The organism is Cellulosimicrobium sp. 22598 (assembly GCF_052044445.1).
Lineage (GTDB): Bacteria > Actinomycetota > Actinomycetes > Actinomycetales > Cellulomonadaceae > Cellulosimicrobium > Cellulosimicrobium cellulans_G.
In genome coordinates, this window is the sequence record NZ_JBQEMZ010000001.1 from 396,240 (window position 1) to 413,976 (window position 17,737).

Sequence of the window (17,737 nt, forward strand, 5' to 3'; positions counted from 1 at the left end):
GACGACCGAGACCCCGGTCCCCGCGGCCGTGCAGCCCACGGCCGAGGAGCCCGCCGAGGCGCCGACGACCGAGCAACCCGCCGAGGAGCCTGTCGTCACCGAGCAGCGGCCGGACGCTGCCTCGGAGGCAGCCGACGCGCCGGGGTCCGCGCCGAGCGGCGAGGAGACCGCGCCGGCCGTCGCCGAGACCGCGAGCGCGCCGGGTGACGCGCCCGTCCCGGACGCCGAGCCGACCGACGAGCCCGCCGCCGGCGCCGAGCCGACGGACGAGGCCGCCGTCGAGACCGAGCCCGGCGACGCGTCGACCACCGTCGCGCAGGACGCCGAGACAGCCGAGGACCCGGCACCCGCCGAGGCCGAGACCGGGGCCGAGGCCGAGACCGCGCCTTCCGCCGAGGCTCCGGCTGCGGCGAAGCCCGCCGCCCCGCGGCCGGGCCCGCGCCCCAAGCCCTCGGCCGTACCCCGCCCGCCGCGCAAGCCCGCTCCCGCGGCCGGGGGCGCCCCGGCCGCGCCGGCCGCCGTGCCCGAGGTGCCCGCCGTCCCGGCGCTCGCCGACGACTCCGCGGCGGCGAAGGCCGCGGCCGAGTTCGGCCGGGTCGACGAGGACGGCACCGTCTACGTCCGCGAGAGCGCCGGCGAGCGTTCCGTGGGTCAGTTCCCCGGCGTCGACACCGACGAGGCGCTCGCGCTGTACGTGCGGCGCTACCTCGACCTCCAGGCGAAGGTCGCGCTCTTCGAGGCGCGGCTGACGAGCACGGACCTGTCGGTCAAGGAGATCGACCAGACGATCGCCCGCCTGACGGAGGAGACCGCCGAGCCGTCCGCCGTCGGCGACCTCGACGGCCTGCGCGCGCAGGTCGAGTCGCTGCGCGGTGCCGCGGCCGAGCGCCGCAGCCAGCTCGAGGCGGAGCGGGCCGCCGCGAAGGCCGCGGCCCTCGAGGCGCGGACCGAGATCATCGAGGCGGCCGAGAAGATCGCCGCGACCGACCCGAGCCGCATGCAGTGGCGCCCCGCCGGCGAGGAGCTGCGCGGCCTGCTCGACCGCTGGAAGGAGGCGCAGCGCTCCGGCCCGCGCATCGACCGGGCGAGCGAGGAGGCCCTCTGGAAGCGGTTCAGCCACGCGCGGACCGCGTTCGACCGGGAGCGCCGGCACTACTTCGCCGAGCTCGAGCAGCGCAACGCCTCCGCCAAGGCCGCCAAGGAGAAGCTGGTCGCCGAGGCCGAGGCGCTCTCGGCGAGCACCGACTGGGGCCCGACCGCCGGCGCGTACCGCGACCTCATGGCGCGCTGGAAGGCCGCGGGGCGCGCGAGCCGCAAGGACGACGACGCGCTGTGGGCCCGGTTCCGCGCCGCGCAGGACACGTTCTTCCAGGCCCGCGACGCGGTGAACTCGGCCACGGACGCGGAGTACGCCGCCAACCTCGAGGTCAAGGAGGCGCTCCTGACCGAGGCGGAGAAGCTCGTCCCGGTCAAGGACCTCGGGGCGGCGAAGGCCGCGCTGCGCGACCTCCAGGAGCGGTGGGAGGAGGCCGGCCGTGTGCCCCGCGGCGACCTGCAGCGCGTCGAGGGTCGCCTGCGCGCTGTCGAGAACGCCGTCCGCGACGCCGAGCAGGCGCAGTGGACGCGGACCAACCCCGAGACGCGTGCGCGCGCCGAGGGTGCCGCGGCGCAGCTGGAGGCGGCGATCGAGGGCCTCGAGGCGGACCTCGCGGCCGCGCAGTCCCGTGGCGACGCCCGCGCGGTCAAGGATCTCGAGACCGCGCTGACCGCGCGCCGCGCCTGGCTCGAGCAGGTCGTGCGCGCGGCGGAGGACTCGCGCGGCTGACGCGCCGTCCTTCTGCTGCTCGGTCCGGAGGGGCCGGCACTCGTCCACAGGCGAGCGCCGGCCCCTTCCGCGTGCCCGGGCCGATGGTGCACGGTGTGCGCATGCCTCCCGCCCCTCGCACCGCCGCACCCGCTGCCGGAGCCGCCGCGACCCTGGCGCGCCTCCTCGCGCCCCGCAGCACCGACGTGGGGCTCCTGGTCGTGCCCGCCGACGTCGGTGGGCACGCGGCCTTCCAGGACCTCGTACGGTCCGGTGCGCTCCGACTCCTCTGGGGCGACGTCGCCGCGCCCGCGCTCGTGCCGGACACGCCGACCCTCCGCGCGCTCGCCGTCCGTGACCTCGTCCCGCCGGGGACCGTCCTCGCCGGGAGCGCCGCGGCCTGGGTGCTGTGCGGGTCGACCGCGCCGCGCGTGCTCGACGTCGTGTACCCGCCCGGTCGGCACCGTCCCGCGCCGCTCACGGGCCGGGCCCCGCGCCAGTCCCACGTGCTGCGCGACGACCGCACCCTGGTCGCGGGGGTGCTGGTGACGTCGGTCGTGCGGACCGCCCTGGACGTCGCCACGCGCTGCGAGCCCGCCGAGGCGCTCACGACCCTCCGCCGGCTGCGCGACGTGTGCGGGCTGGAGCCGCGGGTCGCGACACGGTCGCTCGAGCTGCGCCACCGGTGGGCCGGACGACCGCAGGCACGGCGCACCCTCGCGCTCCTGCTCGCCGGGGAGGACGACCCGGTCTAGGTTGGTCGGCATGGCCGCAGCCACGACCCCTCCCGTCGAGCTCGACGTCCGCGGCCGGACCGTGCGCGTCACGAGCCCGGACCGCGTCGTCTTCCCCGCCCGCGGGGTGACCAAGCTCGACGTCGTGCAGTACTTCCTCAGCGTCGGGGACGGGATCCTCGGCGCCCTGGTCGACCGCCCGACGACGCTCGAACGCTGGCCCAAGGGCGTGTTCGAGGGTGCACGGATGAGCACGCGCACTGACAACACCGGCGACGCGTTCTACCAGAAACGCGTCCCCAAGGGCGCGCCGGACTACGTGCGCACCGCCCGCATCGCCTTCCCGAGCGGGCGGACCGCCGACGAGGTGTGCCCGACCGAGCTGGCCGTCGTCGTCTGGGCCGCCAACCTCGGCACGCTGACGTTCCACCCGTGGCCCGTCCGGGGCGAGGACGTGGAGGCCGTCGACCAGCTCCGCATCGACCTCGACCCGCAGCCCGGGACCGACTTCGACGACGCCGTGCGCGTCGCGCCGCACCTGCGCGAGCTGCTCGACGAGCTCGGCCTGCCTGGCTACCCGAAGACGTCCGGCGGCCGCGGCATCCACGTCTTCGTGCCGATCGCGCCCGAGTGGGACTTCGTCGCCGCGCGCCGCGCGACGATCGCGATCGGGCGCGAGCTCGAGCGTCGCCTCCCCGACCAGGTCACCACCAAGTGGTGGAAGGAGGAGCGCGGCGCCAAGATCTTCGTCGACTACAACCAGATGGCGCGCGACCGCACCATCGCCTCGGCGTACTCGATCCGCTCCAACCAGCGCGCGACCGTCTCGGCGCCGCTGCGCTGGGAGGAGCTCGGCGACGTCCACCCGGACGACTTCGACGTGCTGTCGATGCCCGCGCGCTTCGCCGAGGTGGGCGACCTCTTCGCGCCGCTGCGCGCCGACCGGGACGACGCGGGGGCGTCGCTCGAGGCAGCGCTCGAATTGTCCCGGAGGGACGAGGCCGAGCACGGGCTCGGCGATCTCCCCTATCCCCCGGAGTACCCGAAGATGCCGGGCGAACCGAAGAGGGTCCAGCCTTCCCGCGAGCGGCGCGATTCCAACGAAAACTAGTCAGTCTCGGTGTGTGGTGTGAGCACCATACCGTAGGTTCTCGCGATAACGTACCGCCATGGAACCCGCGAGTCTCGACGACCTGGCGCGCTCGTTCGCCCGCCATCTGCGCGCCGAGGGGCGCTCCCCCGCGACCGTGCGCCTCTACGGACAGTCCGTCCGGTTCTTCACCGACTGGCTCGCCGCCAACGGGCACCCGACGACCGCCGACCAGCTCAACCGCCGCAACGTCGTCGACTGGCTCGCCGACCTGCGCACCGACCGCGAGGCCTCGACCGTCCGCACCCGGCACCGCGGCCTGTACCGGTTCGCCGGATGGGCCGTCGCCGAGGGCGAGATCGCCGCGAACCCGCTCGACGGCGTGTCGCTGCCCAAAGCCGAGAACAAGCCCGTCCCGGTGCTGTCCGACGACGAGCTGACCGCGCTCGTCAAGGCGTGCAAGGGCCCTACGCTGCGCGACCGTCGCGACGAGGCCGTGATCCGGTTCCTGCTCGACTGCGGCGTCCGGGTCGGCGAGCTGTGCGCGCTGACGACCGCCGACGTCGACCTCGACGCTGGCATGGCGATCGTGCACGGCAAGACCGGCACCCGTCCCGTCTACTTCGGCAACCGCACCACGGCCGCGCTCGATCGGTACGAGCGGGCGCGCCGCACGTCCCCGCACGCGCAGCTCGGCGCGTACTTCCTGTCCCAGCGGGGCGCGCTCAGCGCCGACGGCGTGCGCGAGCTCGTCCGGCAGCGTGGCGCCCAAGCCGGTATCGCGGGCCTGCACCCACACCGCTTCCGACACACCTTCGCCCACGACTACCTCATGGCCGGTGGCCAGGAGCGCGACCTCAAGCGCCTGGCCGGATGGTCCTCGGACGTCATGCTCGACCGCTACGGGTCCAGCGCCGCCGACGCCCGCGCCCGCGTTGCCGCCCAGCGACTCAAGCGAGGAGACCGGGTATGAACACCGCCGAGCGAGTCGAACAGACCATCCGATGCCCCGGAAGATGCCGGGACCGGCCATGGATCGCGCGAGTTGTCGTCCGGAACGGCGTGCGACACCTAGACCTGCGCGGCGGCAGGACAGGTAATGGAGCGACACTGCGACAGCACCATGTGTCCGCCCTGGAGGAGTCGCTGAGTTCCTTCTCTCCCGCGACGCCGGCCTGGAGGGAAGCTCGGGCGAGACTCGATGAGTTCGAGCCTTCCGAGCTCGCACAGCAACTTCAAGGTTGGTCGCTCTCACTCAACGACCTCGACCCCAACGTTTACGCGCCCGTCGCGCCAGGCCGCGCGCCAATCGGGTTCCGAACCGTCTGCCCCAGGTGCAAGGCCCTGCAATGGATCACCGTCGAAGTCGACGACGCCGGGGCTGCCCACGTAGCACTCCATGCAAGGACGATGTAGGGAAGTGTCCGTTCGATGAAACCACACCGCTAGTGCTACGTTCGGTGCAACGTCCCGGCGGATTTGCCCGCTAGAACTGCTCGCGACTGGTACCCGCGAGAGTCCCTCGAAAGGGTCTCTCCGCCATGCCAGCCACCGCATCCGAGCGACGTTTGGCCTCCCAGATGGGCGCCAACATCTCGTGGGCTAACACCGAAGATCGCACCGCCCGCACAGCACCCGCCCGACGCGCCCTTGAGGCTCGATTCCTCGCCGAGGCGGGTGGCGACCCGAAGCGCGCCGAGAATCTGCGCCGCGCACACTTCCAGAGGCTCGCGCTGAAGTCGGCGCGGGCTCGTCGTCGCGCCCGAGAGCTGGCAGAGAAGGCGGACGCTCTCTCGTCGGCGTCCGTAGTTGCGGCTTGCTCCGCCGAGGCGGCGGACGCGGAGGCTCGTGCCGCGGAGGCCGAGCTCGCCGACCCCGACGCCGTGATCGGGGGTCGCTGACCATGGGCCGCCCGATCAAGATCGAACTGGATGCGGAGACCACCGCCGCGGAGCGCGGGCTCGACCGCACCGCGGACGCCCTGGACGACGTCTCGGACGCCCTGGACGACGTCGACAAGGCGACCCGGGACGCGGACCGCGGGCTCGACGACGTCGCGGACGCGGCCCGCGACGCCGAGCGCGGACTCAAGGACGTCGAGGACGCCGCGTCGGACACTGCCCGCACCCTCGACCGCGACCTCACCAAGGCGCTTGAGAGCGTCGAGGACCAGGCCGAGCGGACCGGCAAGCGGGTCGGGGACGACTCGGAGCGCGGGTTCCGGCGCGCTGGTGACTCGGTCGCCGAGTTCAAGGACGAGGCGCGGCAGAACTTCGGCGAGGTCGCAGCGTCGTTCTCGGGCGAGATCGACTCGGCGGCCGACCTCGTCCAGGGCACGCTCGGTGGTCTGGCGGGATCGATCGCCGGGCCGGTCGGCGCGATCGCTGGTCTCGGTGCGGGCATCTTCGGAGCGTGGTACGCCTCGGCCCAGGAGAACGCGGAGAAGACCGAAGAGCGCGTCCAGGAGATGTTCGATGACCTGCTCGAATCCGGCGCGGAGTACCTGTCCAGAGACTTCATCGCCCAGCGGCTCCAGGACATCTACAAGCAGACCGAGGACATGGCGGTCTCCTGGGAACGCCTCGAAGAGATCGTGAAATGGACGGGCGCGACCGAGCAGGAGGTCGCCCTCGCGTTCGCTGGCGACGCGCAGGCTCGCGCCAGTCTCCTCGACACCCTGCGCCAGAAGCACCAGGAGGTCGCGGACGACGCGAAGCGTCTTGACCTGGAGCACTCCCAGACGTTCAAGGACGCCGAGTTCCGATACGAGTCGATGATCAAGGACCTCGAGCGGCAGGACGGCGAGCTCCTCAAGGCGCAGGACATGGTCAACAGCTACCGCGCCGCCATCATGGCCCTGCCCGATGAACAGGTCACTGACATCCGCACCAAGATGAACGCTGGCGACGTCGAGGGTGTCCGCAGCGCGCTCGACGGGCTCTCCGAGGACCAGCGCGTCGAGATCGTGCCGTTCCTCGCTGTCGAGGCTGCCCAGGCTGCCGTTGACCGTGCGATGGCCGCGATCCGGCCACCGTCTGTCGTGATCACGCCCCGCCTTGGCCGCGAGGCCGTGTGACATGGCACCGATGCACATCCGGTCCCTCGGCCACGCCCGCCCCTCGGCCGGCCTGGAGATGACGCACCGCCGCCGCGTGCGCGACGCCGAGGACACCTACGCCGCCGCCCTGGCGGGCGGCGACCCCGAGACCATCCGGGTCGCGATGAGCGACCTGGACGACGCGCGCATGCGTGCGCGCCTGTGGGCGCGCTGACCAGCGCGCCCGGACACCCCGAGTAGAGAGGGCCACCCCATGGCCAAGACCCTGAGCGAGAACGCTCACCTGCCCGCTGGCTACGACGACAAGGGCTCGCGCTGGTTCGTGCCCGAGGAAGCGCGCCCGTACTACGGCCCGGTCGACAAGGACCAGGAGCACAAGGTGTTCGACTCCTCCACGAGGGAGGTGGGCACCGGATGGAACCCCAACCGGCACGAGTACGCGCTCTTCGTCCTGGAGCAGAGCGGTGAGGCGAAGGAGTGGGCGGAGAAGTTCCGGGAGCACCGCGACGACCGCTACAAGCTCCCCACCTTGCGTGAGGAGTACAAGCGCCGGGTGTCGTCCCTCGTCAACACCATGACGTACGACGACGAGGCGTGGTGGATCCACCACTCGCTGCGGCTTCCCGCGGCCCTGTCCGCGCACCAGTACGCGCGCGCCGCTGTCCGGGTCGCCGAGCGTGACCGGCTCCGGGAGACGTGCGAGGTGTGCGGGCTGCACGACGTGGCCGAGGTGTCGTCGTACCAGGTCGATGCGATCCCGGTCGTGAAGGACAACACCCTGCGGAGCCCGTTCCTGTGCCGCCCGTGCGCGGCGCTGGTGCCGGTCGTTCGGGCGGACACGCTCGTGAACGGCCACTCGCGTCGTGAGCTGGTAGCCGAGTGGGTGGCGCGTGGCACCCGCTGACGAGCCGACCTACGAGTCAGCGCTCCACGACGCCCTGGACGAGCCCGTACCGCCACGGTCGGCACCGTCCACGGGCGTATGCGAGGTGTGCGAGGCCACGGCGGTTCCCCGCCGCCGTCACCGGGTGCTGGACGTCGAGGTGCTGGCGTGCGCGGCGTGCCGGTTGCTCGTGCCGTTGGTGTTCGCCGACTCGATCGTGAACGGCCGGTCGCGCCGTGAACGGATCGCGGAGTTCCTGGCGCGGACTCTGTCCGGCTGACGGTCGTGTGGGGCCTGGCGTTCCCGCGCCAGGCCCCACATGACACCCCGAGTTTCGAATCGAGCACCGTGCCGTAGGCGGGCCGGGCTCGTCACTGCACCGCTGCGCAAGAGAGGCTACACGGCCCGTGACCCACCCACCGGCTCCCGCGACGGACGACTCGTCGTGGTTCGTCCCCGAGCCGCTCGACGACGCACCTTCCGACGTCCTCGCGGCGCGCGCGCTCGAAGCGTTCGCCGCCGCGACCGGTCACCCGATCACCGGGGCAGACCTCGGCCAAAATGAGCCCGACGAGCCTCCCCTGTTCGCCGACGTCGCCGCCCTCCTCGACGGGACGATGCCCGAACCGCCACGCCCCGAGCTGATGGTGTGCTCGGACGGCGCGGCCCTCTTCTACCGGTCCCAGCTCAACCACGTGTACGGCGACCCGGAGTCCGGCAAGACGTGGGTGTGCCTCGCGGCCGTCGCCACCGACCTCCAGGCCGGGAAGCGCGCCGCCGTGATCGACGTCGACCACAACGGCGTCGCCGCGACCGTGACGCGTCTGCTCGACCTGGGCGCGCCGACGTCGTCCCTGCGCGACCCGGACCGGTTCCGGTACTCCGAGCCCGAGGACGGCGCGCAGCTGCGCCAGGTCGTCCTCGCGCTCGTCGAGTGGCGCCCCGATGTCGTCGTGCTCGACAGCCTCGGCGAGGTGTTGCCCCTGTTCGACGCCTCGTCGAACAGCCCGGACGACTTCACCCGCGTGCACGCCCTGGTGATGAAGCCGCTTGCCCGGGTCGGTGCAGCGGTGCTCGCGATCGACCACCTGGCCAAGAGCGAGAGCTCGCGCGCGATGGGCGCCACGGGAACTGCGGCGAAGAAGCGCGCGATCGGTGGCGTCTCGCTGCGCGTCACGGTCGGCACCGCATTCGCCCCTGGCCGGGGTGGGTCGTGCTACCTCGCGATCTCGAAAGACCGCCACGGCGGGCTGCGCGCCCGGCGACCCGGGACCGGGGACAAGGAGCCGCTGGCCGCGGTGTTCCGGCTGCACGACGACGCGTCTTTCGCGCTCTACGCCCCGAAGCCGGACGAGCGAGATCCCGCGCTGATGGCACCGCCCGAGGACGTCGCGGCGATCGCGGCCATGGACCCTCCACCGACGTCGGTCAAGGGTGCACGCGACCGCCTGGGGTGGAACATGCAGCGCACGGTGAACGCGATGCGCGACTGGCGGCAGTCGCAGCCGTCATGATGCGTTACCCGTTACCCGACCGTTTCTCGGTAACGGGTAATGACAAATCGGCCCTCATGTGTCGTTACCCTGACGCGTGTAACGCGCACGGCGGGATCGTTGAGATTCCGCGGTTCCTGAGCGTTACCCGTTTCCCTACCCCTGGTGTCGGTAATGGGTAACGACACGGGACGACCTATTCGTCAGAATCCTGGCAAGGGTGCTCGCGCGGTGCGGGATGAGCTGGTGCGGGCGGCCGAGCGGCGCGTGCTGTACGCCGCACTGTGGGACCGCTCGACGGCGGACGAGCTGCGCGTGACGCTGCCCCCGGACGCGTTCGATGGTCCTGCCGCGGCGGTGTGGGCGCTCGTCGAGCACCATGACGCGTCGGTCGAGGCGTGGCCGGCGTCTGGTCCGGCGACCTCGTCGTGGTCCGGCCCGGGCCGGGTGCTGGCGGTCCAGGCGACCGCGCTCGCGTTGCCCGCGGTCGCGCCGTCGCACGACGCCCGCGCGGTCTCGCTCGCCGCGGCCCGGCGCTTGGTCCTCGCGCATGGGCTGACCTCGGTCGTGGTGATGCCCCCGGGTGGCTGGCCGGTAGACCTCGACACGGCGTGCCGGGTGCTCGCGCTCGCGCCCGCGTACCGCGTCGCGGCCCTCGCCCTGGCGCAGCTCGACGCGATCGCGCACTCGCTTACTCGCCCTGGACCAGCGAGGTGAGACAACGTCCACAGGTGGCCTGTGGACCCGGGACCACACGACACCCCCGATTTGTCAGCAAACCTCGGCCCGTCGCTCAGACGCGCCGCTGCCCAAGACGACAGGAGTCCCGCTCGATGAACGACCACGATCACTCGCCCGTCCCGACCGCGTCGCCCGTCGTCGCTGCCTACCTGGCCCGGCAGGATCGCTGCCCGGTGTGCGGCGAGTGGACGAGCGAGCCGCCGCTGACGTCGCGGTGTCGCGACCTGCACGAGCGGCCCGCGGCCCGTGGTCGTGCGCGTCCTCGCCGTGCCGGGTGACGCGCCGTGTGGGTCCGGGTGGTGTATGTTCCTCGCGGTAGCGCTCCGCCCACGAGGGTGGGAGTGGTGGGGGAGGTATGTCCGAGGGACGGCGTCGCCGTCCATCTCGGAGCGTCGGTCGCCCGCGTGGTCGCGTCGGTCGTGTTGCCTCGCCTCGCGAGGCGGGTCCGTTTTTCCGGTGCGGGTCTTGGAAACCCCGCTCGCCGTTTCCATTTCCCCCCGAATCGCCAGAAAAAAACCGGATCTCAGGCAGGTCGCGACGGAACTCCTGGGAGGATGCTCCGATGACCGGGAATCCTCGAACGTCGATGCTGGCAGCCATCGGTGCCGTGGCCATGAACAGCGCTCATGCGTCCATGGCGCTTCAGCAGGTCGCTGAGCACGTGACCGGGACGGGTCTGGTGCACTTCACGCTCCAGGACATGACTCTCGGCTCGCAGGTCAAGCAGGTCAAAGTGTGGGTCGAGAAGGCCGGGACGAACGAGTGGATCGAACACCCTCCTGTCCACGCAGGTACGCGCGAGATGATCTTGTCCTCCCTGTCGGCCCTCTCCTGGCTTGCGTCCTTGCGTAACCGCGTCGTCCATGACGTTTGGGACCCTGTGCCGACAGTTGAGAATCCGGGCGCCATTCGCGGGTCGGCCGCTGCGCGGTGGGGCTCGCGTCCCGATGTCGAGACCACAGTCGGCTCGTTGCGGGTACTCGCCAGCACGCTCTTCTTGTCCGCGTGCTTCCTGAGCAACGCAGGCATGGCCCTCGTCGAGCGGCGGGAGCATGGCGACCTAACTTCACGGACGTCCGCCATTCGTGAGACTGAGCGGTATCACCGTGAGCTGGCTGCCCGTGTGGAGGCAATGCGCGTCGGGGAGCTTGAGGGGTGGGACTGGCCGCGAGGTCGATGAACCTACGTCCGCGATCGCCTGACGGATGCGCATCCGAGCGGTGCGCGCGGCGTCGCTCTGCCCACTGATCCGACGCTGCTCGTCCTCGGCGCGCTCGGCAGCGCGAAGGGCCCGTCGCTCGGTCCGCTCGGCGTCGTCTCGGCGTCGTCGCTCGCGCGCAGTCTCATGGCCTGCAGCTCGTGCCTGGCGGATCGTCCAGGCCAACCACGCGACGGGCTGCGCGGCGTCCCGGCCGAGCGAGGTGCGATGCGTTGTCGTGTGCCAGGCGTCGACGAGCTCGACGGCGTCGTGAGCGGTGAGGTCGTGGCGCTGGAGGACGGCGACGACGTGGCCGACGTGTCGCGTGCCGCTCGGCGCGAGCCAGGGCCACCGCGCGGCGAGGTGCGCGGCCTCGCGCTGCAAGGCAAGGGGACGCGGCGCTTGCGCCGTCGTCCGGGCTCGTCGTCGGGTCGTCGTCGTTCTCGCGCGTCGCGCGCTTGGTGATGTAGTCCTGCTGGAAATACCTCGCTCACTACGTGAGCGGGTAGGGGTGACAGCAACTCCGGCAGGGTGCGTGAGCGCGCGCACGGTGGCGAACCGGTGCACAAGCCGGCCGGTGGCGTCGTGGGCACGCTGCCGCTCGTCACGGGTGGTGTGCCGACCGCGGACGACGTCGACGAGCAGCCCGGCCGCGCGCGCGTCGGCCAGGCGACGGAACACCGTGCGCACGCTGACGCCGACGCGCTCGCCGATGCTCGCGGCGCTGACCGTGACGTCGCGGCCCGTCGTCGGGTCGGCGACGTCGACGAGCACGCGAACGACGTCGACGAACGACGCCCGTCGCGGTGAGCGCCAGCCCGAGGCGGCGGCCGCTGCGTCGATCGCGGCGAGCTGCGAGTCCCGTGAGGTCCAGGCGACGACGCGCGCGTACTCCCCCGGCGCAACCTCGACCGACCACCAACGACGGCGGGCCGGGCGCGCACGGGTACGGGAGGCCACCGGGGCGGCCGTAGCCGCCCCGGTGTGAGCCTGTCCCACTACCTCGCGCCGACCGGCTCGGGGCTGCGCGTGGTGGCGCGCGCGAGCCCGACGACGGCCTCGCGGAGGCGGTCGTCGGCGACCTCGACGTAGCGGCGCGTCGTCTCGGGCCGGGCGTGCCCGAGAGCCTGCTGGACCACGAACACGTCCCGCTCGCGCTCGTAGAGCCGGGTCGCGAACCGGTGCCTCAGGGCGTGCATCGTGACCCCTGCCGGCAAGAGATGGGCGACGACTTTGCCCACGTATCGCGGGGTGAGGTGCCCTCCGGTGCGTGAGGGGAACGCGAACCCGGGTGGCAGCGCGTGCAGCTCTGCCACGAGCTCCGCTGGCAGTGGCAGGATGCGGGTGCGGGCGCCCTTGCCATGCACGACGAGGGACCAGCCGCCGTCCTGCTCGACCAGGTCACGCGAGTGAACGGCCGCGACCTCGCCGCGACGCATCCCGAGCTCGGCGGCGAGCCGTACCATGAGCCGCTCGCGGCGGGTGGCGGTCATGACCGCGAACTGCACCGCGGTCTCTGACGCCGGGCGCGGCATGGGCGCTGTCGCCGCGACCTTCGGCAGTCGTGCCGAAGGGTCGTCGACGGCGTGGCCTGCCTCGTGCGCCCACCGGTAGAAGCTGGGCAGCGCGGCGCGTGCCATGCGTCGTGTCTCGTTCGCCCAGCCGTCGTGGCCGGAGAGCCAGTCGACGAGGTCGTAGCCCGATACGTCGAACGGCCCGAGGTGTGGGTAAGCGCGTGCGAGGCGTCGCACGTACGCACCGTGCGAGGTGATCGTGCTCCGTGACAGGCCGCGCGCCCGGCACTCGCGCTCCCAACCGGCCAGTGCCCGTTCCCACGCGGACGGCGTCCATGCTGGCAGGGGTCCGCTCGCCCCGATCGGGCGCTCTCGACGGCGGGCGATCGGGCGCCCACCGTTGGCCGCGTCGAGGTAGAGCGCGAGGTTCCGGTCGGTGTGCCCGACCCGCTCGGCCCAGGCATAGAACATGCGCAGCGCCTGGCGGTGAGCGTAGGCGCTCTTCTCTGTCCCGGCCCGGGTCGCGACCCAGGCCGTCATGTCCTCGAGCACGACCGACCACGGGTTCGTCGCGCCGGTGTCCCGGGCGAAGCCGCGCACGTACTTCACCCGGGCGGCGATGGTCGACGCGGCGCGTCCCTCGACCCGCATCGCGTCCGTCCAGGTGTCCAGTGCCTCCGTCCACGCGACAGAGAGTCGCGGTGCGGGGCTCACCGCTCGTCCTCGGCTTCCGCGATGTCGGCGGCGGCGAGCAGTCGAGTTGCAAGCTCGCGGGCGTCGGCCGGTGACATGGCGTCCTGCTCGTCGGCGATGATGACGCGTGGGCCGCTGGAGATGTGCCCGTCCGCAGTAACGACGACCTCGGCGTCGACGTACACCCCGACGTCGCCACGAGTCCCGATCGAGCGCTCGAACGTGACGAGCGCGCCGCCCTCGTGGTCCAGCGGGAGGACGTCGGAACGGTGCGCCCATGGCGGCGGGGCGAGGTCGGGCAGCGGCTCGACGAGCGCCAGGGGGAGGCCGCCCCGCTCCCCCGCGTCGTCCCAGACCGTCGTTCGGTGGTAGTCAGCTGCGATGAGCGCGTGGTCCGCGTCGACGAGCACGGCGTCGAACGGCTCGTCGTCGAGGTCCGGGTCGAGTGGGAGCAGCGCCGCGACCATGCTCACGCTCGGGTGCTCGTCGAAGATGCGGACGGCCCAGCGTCCAGCGTCGGACACGAGCCGCGCCACGAGGACACCCCGGCCCTCGTGGCCGCGCTGGTACGTCCCGCTGGTACGCCGGGCGCGGCCGACGAGGGCGAGGACGTCCGTCACGGCGTGCTCGTAGTCCAGGAGCGCGGTGACGTCGTCGTCGAAGCTCTCGCGCGCGGTAGAGTCGTAGGACATGGCAGCGACCTCCTGCAAGGTCTCTCGCCTAGGCCCGTCAGGTGTTCGCGCACCTGGCGGGCCGACCTGTTACGAGGCCGGGTAGGCACTCCCGATAACCTCGACCACAGCGCTAGGTCTGCTAGCCACCGATCCCAACGTTTCCGCTGGTCCGCACAGCGTTGAGCGGGTCAGCACCCCGAAGATGCCGGGCGAGCCCAAGCGCGTCCAACCGAGCAAGGATCGCGACCGGCCCCGCGCCTAGCCCCGAGCGTCCCGACGCCCGGCCGCGGCACGACCCACCCGTCAGACGACGCCGGGAGCGCCTGGCAGGATGTCGGTGAGGTCGTAGCTGACCGGCTCCTCGAGCTGGTCGTACGTGCACGACGACGGGTCGCGGTCGTCGCGCCAGCGCCGGAACTGGGCCGTGTGCCGGAACCGTGTGCCCTCCATGTGGTCGTACGCGACCTCGAGGACGCGCTCGACGCGCAGCGGCGTGAACGACAGGTCCTTGCCGGAGCTCCACCGGGAGACCGCGCCCGGCATCCTCTCGCCCGCGGGGTTCTCCCACCCGGACCAGGGGTGCGCGTCGGCTTCCGGCGTGCCCGGCTCGACGACGAGCGGCGCGAGCTCGGCGACGAGCGCCGCCCGGCGCGCCGCCGGGAACGACGCGGCGACGCCCACGAACTGGAGCTGGCCGGCGTCGTCGTACAGCCCGAGCAGCAGCGACCCGAGCAGCGGCTTCGCGGGCGTCGACGTCTTGTGCAGCCGGTACCCGGCGAGCACGACGTCCGCCTCGCGCCCGTGCTTGATCTTGAGCATCGCGCGCTTGTTCGGCTGGTACGTCCCGTCGAGCGGCTTGGCGACCACGCCGTCCAGGCCCGCCCCCTCGAACGTGTCGAACCAGTCGCGCGCCACCGCGACGTCGCGGGTCCGCGGGGTGGCGTGCACGTCGGGGCCGTCGAGGCCGAGGGAGTCCAGCACCTCGTGGCGGCGCGCGAGCGGCTGACCCGTCAGGTCGTCGTCGCCGAGCGCCAGCACGTCGAAGACGACGAGCGCGGCCGGCGTCTGCTCGGCGAGGAGGCGCACGCGGGACGCCGCCGGGTGGATGCGCTGCTGCAGGACCTCGAACTCGAGGCGACCGCCGCGCGCGACGACGATCTCGCCGTCGACCACGCAGCGCGCCGGGAGCGCCGCACGCACCGCCTCGACGACCTCCGGGAAGTAGCGCTCCATCGGTCGCGCGTTGCGGCTGTCGAGCCGTACCTCGTCGCCGTCGCGGTACACGATCGCGCGGAACCCGTCCCACTTCGGCTCGTACACGTACCCGCCCTCGACCGCGTCGGGCTCGGGCACCGCCGGCACGGACTTCGCGAGCATGGGCAGCACGGGAGGCATCACGGGCAGGTCCATGTGCCGATGCTGCCACCGGGCGCGCGGCGCGGCACGACGACGCGGCCGGGGCGCCGCTCCGGGATGCCGCGCTGCACGGGCGGGCGGCTCCGGGTCAGGCCGGGAGCTGCGTCGCCTCGGCGGCCTTCGTCCCGGTGATGCGGTAGACGTCGAACACGCCGTCGACCTTGCGGACCGCGCTGAGCACCTGCGCGAGGTGCGCCGGCTCGGCCATCTCGAAGACGAAGCGCGACATCGCGACGCGGTCGTTCGAGGTCGACACGGTGGCCGAGAGGATGTTCACGTGGTTGTCGGACAGGACGCGCGTGACGTCGGAGAGCAGGCGCGCCCGGTCGAGCGCCTCGACCTGGATCTGGACCAGGAACATCGCGTTGCTGCCGGTGGTCCACGAGACGTCCACGATGCGCTCCGGCTGGTTGCGCAGCCCGACGACGTTCCCGCAGTCCGCGCGGTGCACGCTCACGCCCTGGCCGCGCGTGATGAACCCGATGATCTCGTCGCCCGGGACGGGGGTGCAGCACTTGGCGAGCTTGACCCAGATGTCGTCGACGCCCTTGACTATGACTCCCGGGTCGCCGGTCCGCACGCGGCGCGCGGTGTGCCCGGGGCGCGCGGTCTCCGCGACGTCCTCGACCGTGCCCTCCTCGCCGCCCATCGCCTGGACCAGCTTGGAGACGACGTTCGCCGCCGACACCTGCCCCTCGCCGATCGCGGCGTACAGCGCCGTGACGTCGGCGAAGCGGAGCTCGTTGGCGAGCGCGACGAGCGACTCGTGCGACAGCAGGCGCTGGATCGGCAGGTTCTGCTTGCGCATCGCCTTGGCGATCGCGTCCTTGCCGTGCTCGACGGCCTCCTCGCGGCGCTCCTTGGAGAACCACTGGCGGATCTTGTTGCGCGCGCGGGGGCTCTTGACGAACGCGAGCCAGTCCCGGCTCGGGCCCGCGTTCTCCGACTTCGAGGTGAGGACGTCGACCGAGTCGCCGTTCTCGAGCGTCGAGTCGAGCGGCACGAGGCGCCCGTTGACGCGCGCGCCCATGGTCCGGTGCCCGACCTCGGTGTGCACCGCGTACGCGAAGTCGACCGGGGTCGAGCCGGCGGGCAGCGCCATGACGTCGCCCTTGGGCGTGAAGACGTAGACCTCGGCGCCGCCGATCTCGAACCGCAGCGAGTCGAGGAACTCCGCGGGGTCCGCCGTCTCGCGCTGCCAGTCGACGAGCTGGCGCAGCCACCGCATGTCGTTCGCCGCGGTGTCGTCCTTCGCGGTCTTCCCGCCCGACTTGGCGGTCTCCTTGTACTTCCAGTGCGCCGCGACGCCGTACTCCGCGCGCCGGTGCATCTCGTGCGTGCGGATCTGGATCTCGACCGGCTTGCCGCCGGGGCCGATGACCGTCGTGTGCAGCGACTGGTACATGTTGAACTTCGGCATCGCGATGTAGTCCTTGAACCGCCCGGGCACGGGGTTCCACCGCGCGTGCAGCGCGCCGAGCGCCGCGTAGCAGTCCCGGACGCTGTCCACGAGGACGCGCGCACCGACGAGGTCGTAGATCTCCGCGAAGTCGTGCCCGCGCACGATCATCTTCTGGTAGATCGAGTAGTAGTGCTTGGGTCGGCCGGTGACCGTCGCCTTGATCTTCGCGCTGCGCAGGTCCGCCGTGACCTGCTCCCGCACGACGGCCAGGTACTCCTCGCGCGCCGGCGCCCGCTCCGCCACGAGGTGCACGATCTCGTCGTAGACCTTGGGGTACAGGGCCTGGAAGGACAGGTCCTCGAGCTCCCACTTGATCGTGTTCATGCCGAGGCGGTGCGCCAGCGGCGCATAGATCTCGAGCGTCTCGCGCGCCTTGCGGCCCGCCGACGACGACGAGACGTACTTCCAGGTGCGCGCGTTGTGCAGACGGTCGGCGAGCTTGATGACGAGCACGCGGATGTCGCGCGCCATGGCGACGACCATCTTGCGCACCGTCTCGGCCTGCGCGGCGTCCCCGTACGTCACCTTGTCGAGCTTGGTCACGCCGTCGACGAGCATGGCGATCTCCTCGCCGTACTCCTCGGTGAGCTGCGCGAGGGAGTAGTCGGTGTCCTCCACCGTGTCGTGCAGCAGCGCGGCGGCGAGCGTCGACCCGTCGAAGCCGAGCTCGGCCAGGATCGTCGCGACGGCGACCGGGTGCGTGATGTACGGGTCGCCGCTCTTGCGCAGCTGCCCCCGGTGCGCGCGCTCCGCGGTCTCGTAGGCGCGCTCGATGACCGTGAGGTCGGTCCGGGGGTGGTTGGTGCGGACGGCCTGGAGCACGGGCTCGAGCGCGGGGCTGCCCGCGTTCGGTCGGGCACCGAAGCGGACGAGGCGCGACCGCACCCCGCGACCGCCGGAACCGCCCGCGCCGGGAGCGGGCTGCGCGCCCGCCTTCTCCGGGGCGCGCGACGTCCGGGTGTTCTCGCTCATGCGCG

16 protein-coding genes are annotated in these 17,737 nt (G+C 72.3%); 11 read left to right on the top strand and 5 right to left on the bottom strand.

The window, feature by feature from the left end; all coding sequences use genetic code 11:
• Positions 1-28: 28 nt before the first annotated feature.
• From ACTJIY_RS01805 to ACTJIY_RS01855, 11 genes are all read left to right on the top strand, one after another.
• Positions 29-1,825 carry a DUF349 domain-containing protein gene (locus tag ACTJIY_RS01805; RefSeq protein ID WP_440673206.1) on the top strand — a complete coding sequence of 599 codons (1,797 nt, stop codon included), beginning with the start codon at positions 29-31 and terminating at the stop codon, positions 1,823-1,825.
• A 101-nt stretch (positions 1,826-1,926) separates the two neighbouring features.
• Entirely contained in the window at positions 1,927-2,559 is a 633-nt protein-coding gene (locus ACTJIY_RS01810) for a hypothetical protein (protein ID WP_440673004.1), read from the top strand.
• A 10-nt stretch (positions 2,560-2,569) separates the two neighbouring features.
• On the top strand, positions 2,570-3,649 hold the full coding sequence (gene ligD, locus ACTJIY_RS01815) for a non-homologous end-joining DNA ligase (RefSeq protein WP_440673003.1): 1,080 nt from the start codon (positions 2,570-2,572) through the stop codon (positions 3,647-3,649).
• Between the two features lie 58 nt (positions 3,650-3,707).
• Positions 3,708-4,601, top strand: a complete 894-nt coding sequence (locus ACTJIY_RS01820; RefSeq protein ID WP_440673002.1) for a tyrosine-type recombinase/integrase — start codon at positions 3,708-3,710, stop codon at positions 4,599-4,601.
• A 607-nt stretch (positions 4,602-5,208) separates the two neighbouring features.
• Positions 5,209-5,529, top strand: coding sequence for a hypothetical protein (locus ACTJIY_RS01825; protein WP_440673001.1), 321 nt, complete (start codon positions 5,209-5,211; stop codon positions 5,527-5,529).
• A gap of 2 nt (positions 5,530-5,531) precedes the next feature.
• Positions 5,532-6,704, top strand: coding sequence for a hypothetical protein (locus tag ACTJIY_RS01830; RefSeq protein WP_440673000.1), 1,173 nt, complete (start codon positions 5,532-5,534; stop codon positions 6,702-6,704).
• Between the two features lies 1 nt (position 6,705).
• Entirely contained in the window at positions 6,706-6,900 is a 195-nt protein-coding gene (locus tag ACTJIY_RS01835; RefSeq protein ID WP_440672999.1) for a hypothetical protein, read from the top strand.
• Between the two features lie 39 nt (positions 6,901-6,939).
• Positions 6,940-7,590: a hypothetical protein gene (locus ACTJIY_RS01840; RefSeq protein WP_440672998.1), complete on the top strand. Its 651-nt coding sequence runs from the start codon at positions 6,940-6,942 to the stop codon at positions 7,588-7,590.
• A 124-nt stretch (positions 7,591-7,714) separates the two neighbouring features.
• Positions 7,715-7,849: a hypothetical protein gene (locus ACTJIY_RS01845; RefSeq protein ID WP_277512948.1), complete on the top strand. Its 135-nt coding sequence runs from the start codon at positions 7,715-7,717 to the stop codon at positions 7,847-7,849.
• Between the two features lie 127 nt (positions 7,850-7,976).
• Positions 7,977-9,083: an AAA family ATPase gene (locus tag ACTJIY_RS01850; protein WP_440672997.1), complete on the top strand. Its 1,107-nt coding sequence runs from the start codon at positions 7,977-7,979 to the stop codon at positions 9,081-9,083.
• 210 nt (positions 9,084-9,293) lie between these two features.
• Positions 9,294-9,779 carry a hypothetical protein gene (locus ACTJIY_RS01855; protein WP_440672996.1) on the top strand — a complete coding sequence of 162 codons (486 nt, stop codon included), beginning with the start codon at positions 9,294-9,296 and terminating at the stop codon, positions 9,777-9,779.
• A gap of 1,090 nt (positions 9,780-10,869) precedes the next feature.
• Here the strand turns inward: ACTJIY_RS01855 and ACTJIY_RS01860 are convergent.
• The 5 genes from ACTJIY_RS01860 to ACTJIY_RS01880 form a co-directional block, all read right to left on the bottom strand.
• A complete protein-coding gene (locus ACTJIY_RS01860; RefSeq protein WP_440672995.1) occupies positions 10,870-11,961 on the bottom strand; it encodes a helix-turn-helix domain-containing protein in 1,092 nt (363 codons plus the stop codon).
• A gap of 38 nt (positions 11,962-11,999) precedes the next feature.
• On the bottom strand, positions 12,000-13,229 hold the full coding sequence (locus ACTJIY_RS01865) for a tyrosine-type recombinase/integrase (protein WP_440672994.1): 1,230 nt from the start codon (positions 13,227-13,229) through the stop codon (positions 12,000-12,002).
• Positions 13,226-13,900, bottom strand: coding sequence for a hypothetical protein (locus ACTJIY_RS01870; protein WP_440672993.1), 675 nt, complete (start codon positions 13,898-13,900; stop codon positions 13,226-13,228). The genes ACTJIY_RS01865 and ACTJIY_RS01870 overlap by 4 nt, the downstream gene beginning before the upstream one ends.
• 285 nt (positions 13,901-14,185) lie before the next feature.
• Positions 14,186-15,292: an ATP-dependent DNA ligase gene (locus ACTJIY_RS01875; protein WP_253049295.1), complete on the bottom strand. Its 1,107-nt coding sequence runs from the start codon at positions 15,290-15,292 to the stop codon at positions 14,186-14,188.
• A gap of 94 nt (positions 15,293-15,386) precedes the next feature.
• Positions 15,387-17,732 (bottom strand): RelA/SpoT family protein, encoded by a 2,346-nt coding sequence (locus tag ACTJIY_RS01880; protein ID WP_440672992.1) that lies wholly within the window; start codon positions 17,730-17,732, stop codon positions 15,387-15,389.
• Positions 17,733-17,737: the final 5 nt, after the last annotated feature.

What these genes read in the sequence shown, in the direction of transcription:
- ACTJIY_RS01810 (WP_440673004.1), top strand. Translation starts at nt 1,927, where the DNA reads ATGCCTCCCGCCCCTCGCACCGCCGCACCCGCTGCCGGAGCCGCCGCG.
- ligD (WP_440673003.1), top strand. Translation starts at nt 2,570, where the DNA reads ATGGCCGCAGCCACGACCCCTCCCGTCGAGCTCGACGTCCGCGGCCGG.
- ACTJIY_RS01820 (WP_440673002.1), top strand. Translation starts at nt 3,708, where the DNA reads ATGGAACCCGCGAGTCTCGACGACCTGGCGCGCTCGTTCGCCCGCCAT.
- ACTJIY_RS01825 (WP_440673001.1), top strand. Translation starts at nt 5,209, where the DNA reads ATGGGCGCCAACATCTCGTGGGCTAACACCGAAGATCGCACCGCCCGC.
- ACTJIY_RS01830 (WP_440673000.1), top strand. Translation starts at nt 5,532, where the DNA reads ATGGGCCGCCCGATCAAGATCGAACTGGATGCGGAGACCACCGCCGCG.
- ACTJIY_RS01835 (WP_440672999.1), top strand. Translation starts at nt 6,706, where the DNA reads ATGGCACCGATGCACATCCGGTCCCTCGGCCACGCCCGCCCCTCGGCC.
- ACTJIY_RS01840 (WP_440672998.1), top strand. Translation starts at nt 6,940, where the DNA reads ATGGCCAAGACCCTGAGCGAGAACGCTCACCTGCCCGCTGGCTACGAC.
- ACTJIY_RS01870 (WP_440672993.1), bottom strand. Translation starts at nt 13,900, where the DNA reads ATGTCCTACGACTCTACCGCGCGCGAGAGCTTCGACGACGACGTCACC.
- ACTJIY_RS01875 (WP_253049295.1), bottom strand. Translation starts at nt 15,292, where the DNA reads ATGGACCTGCCCGTGATGCCTCCCGTGCTGCCCATGCTCGCGAAGTCC.
- ACTJIY_RS01880 (WP_440672992.1), bottom strand. Translation starts at nt 17,732, where the DNA reads ATGAGCGAGAACACCCGGACGTCGCGCGCCCCGGAGAAGGCGGGCGCG.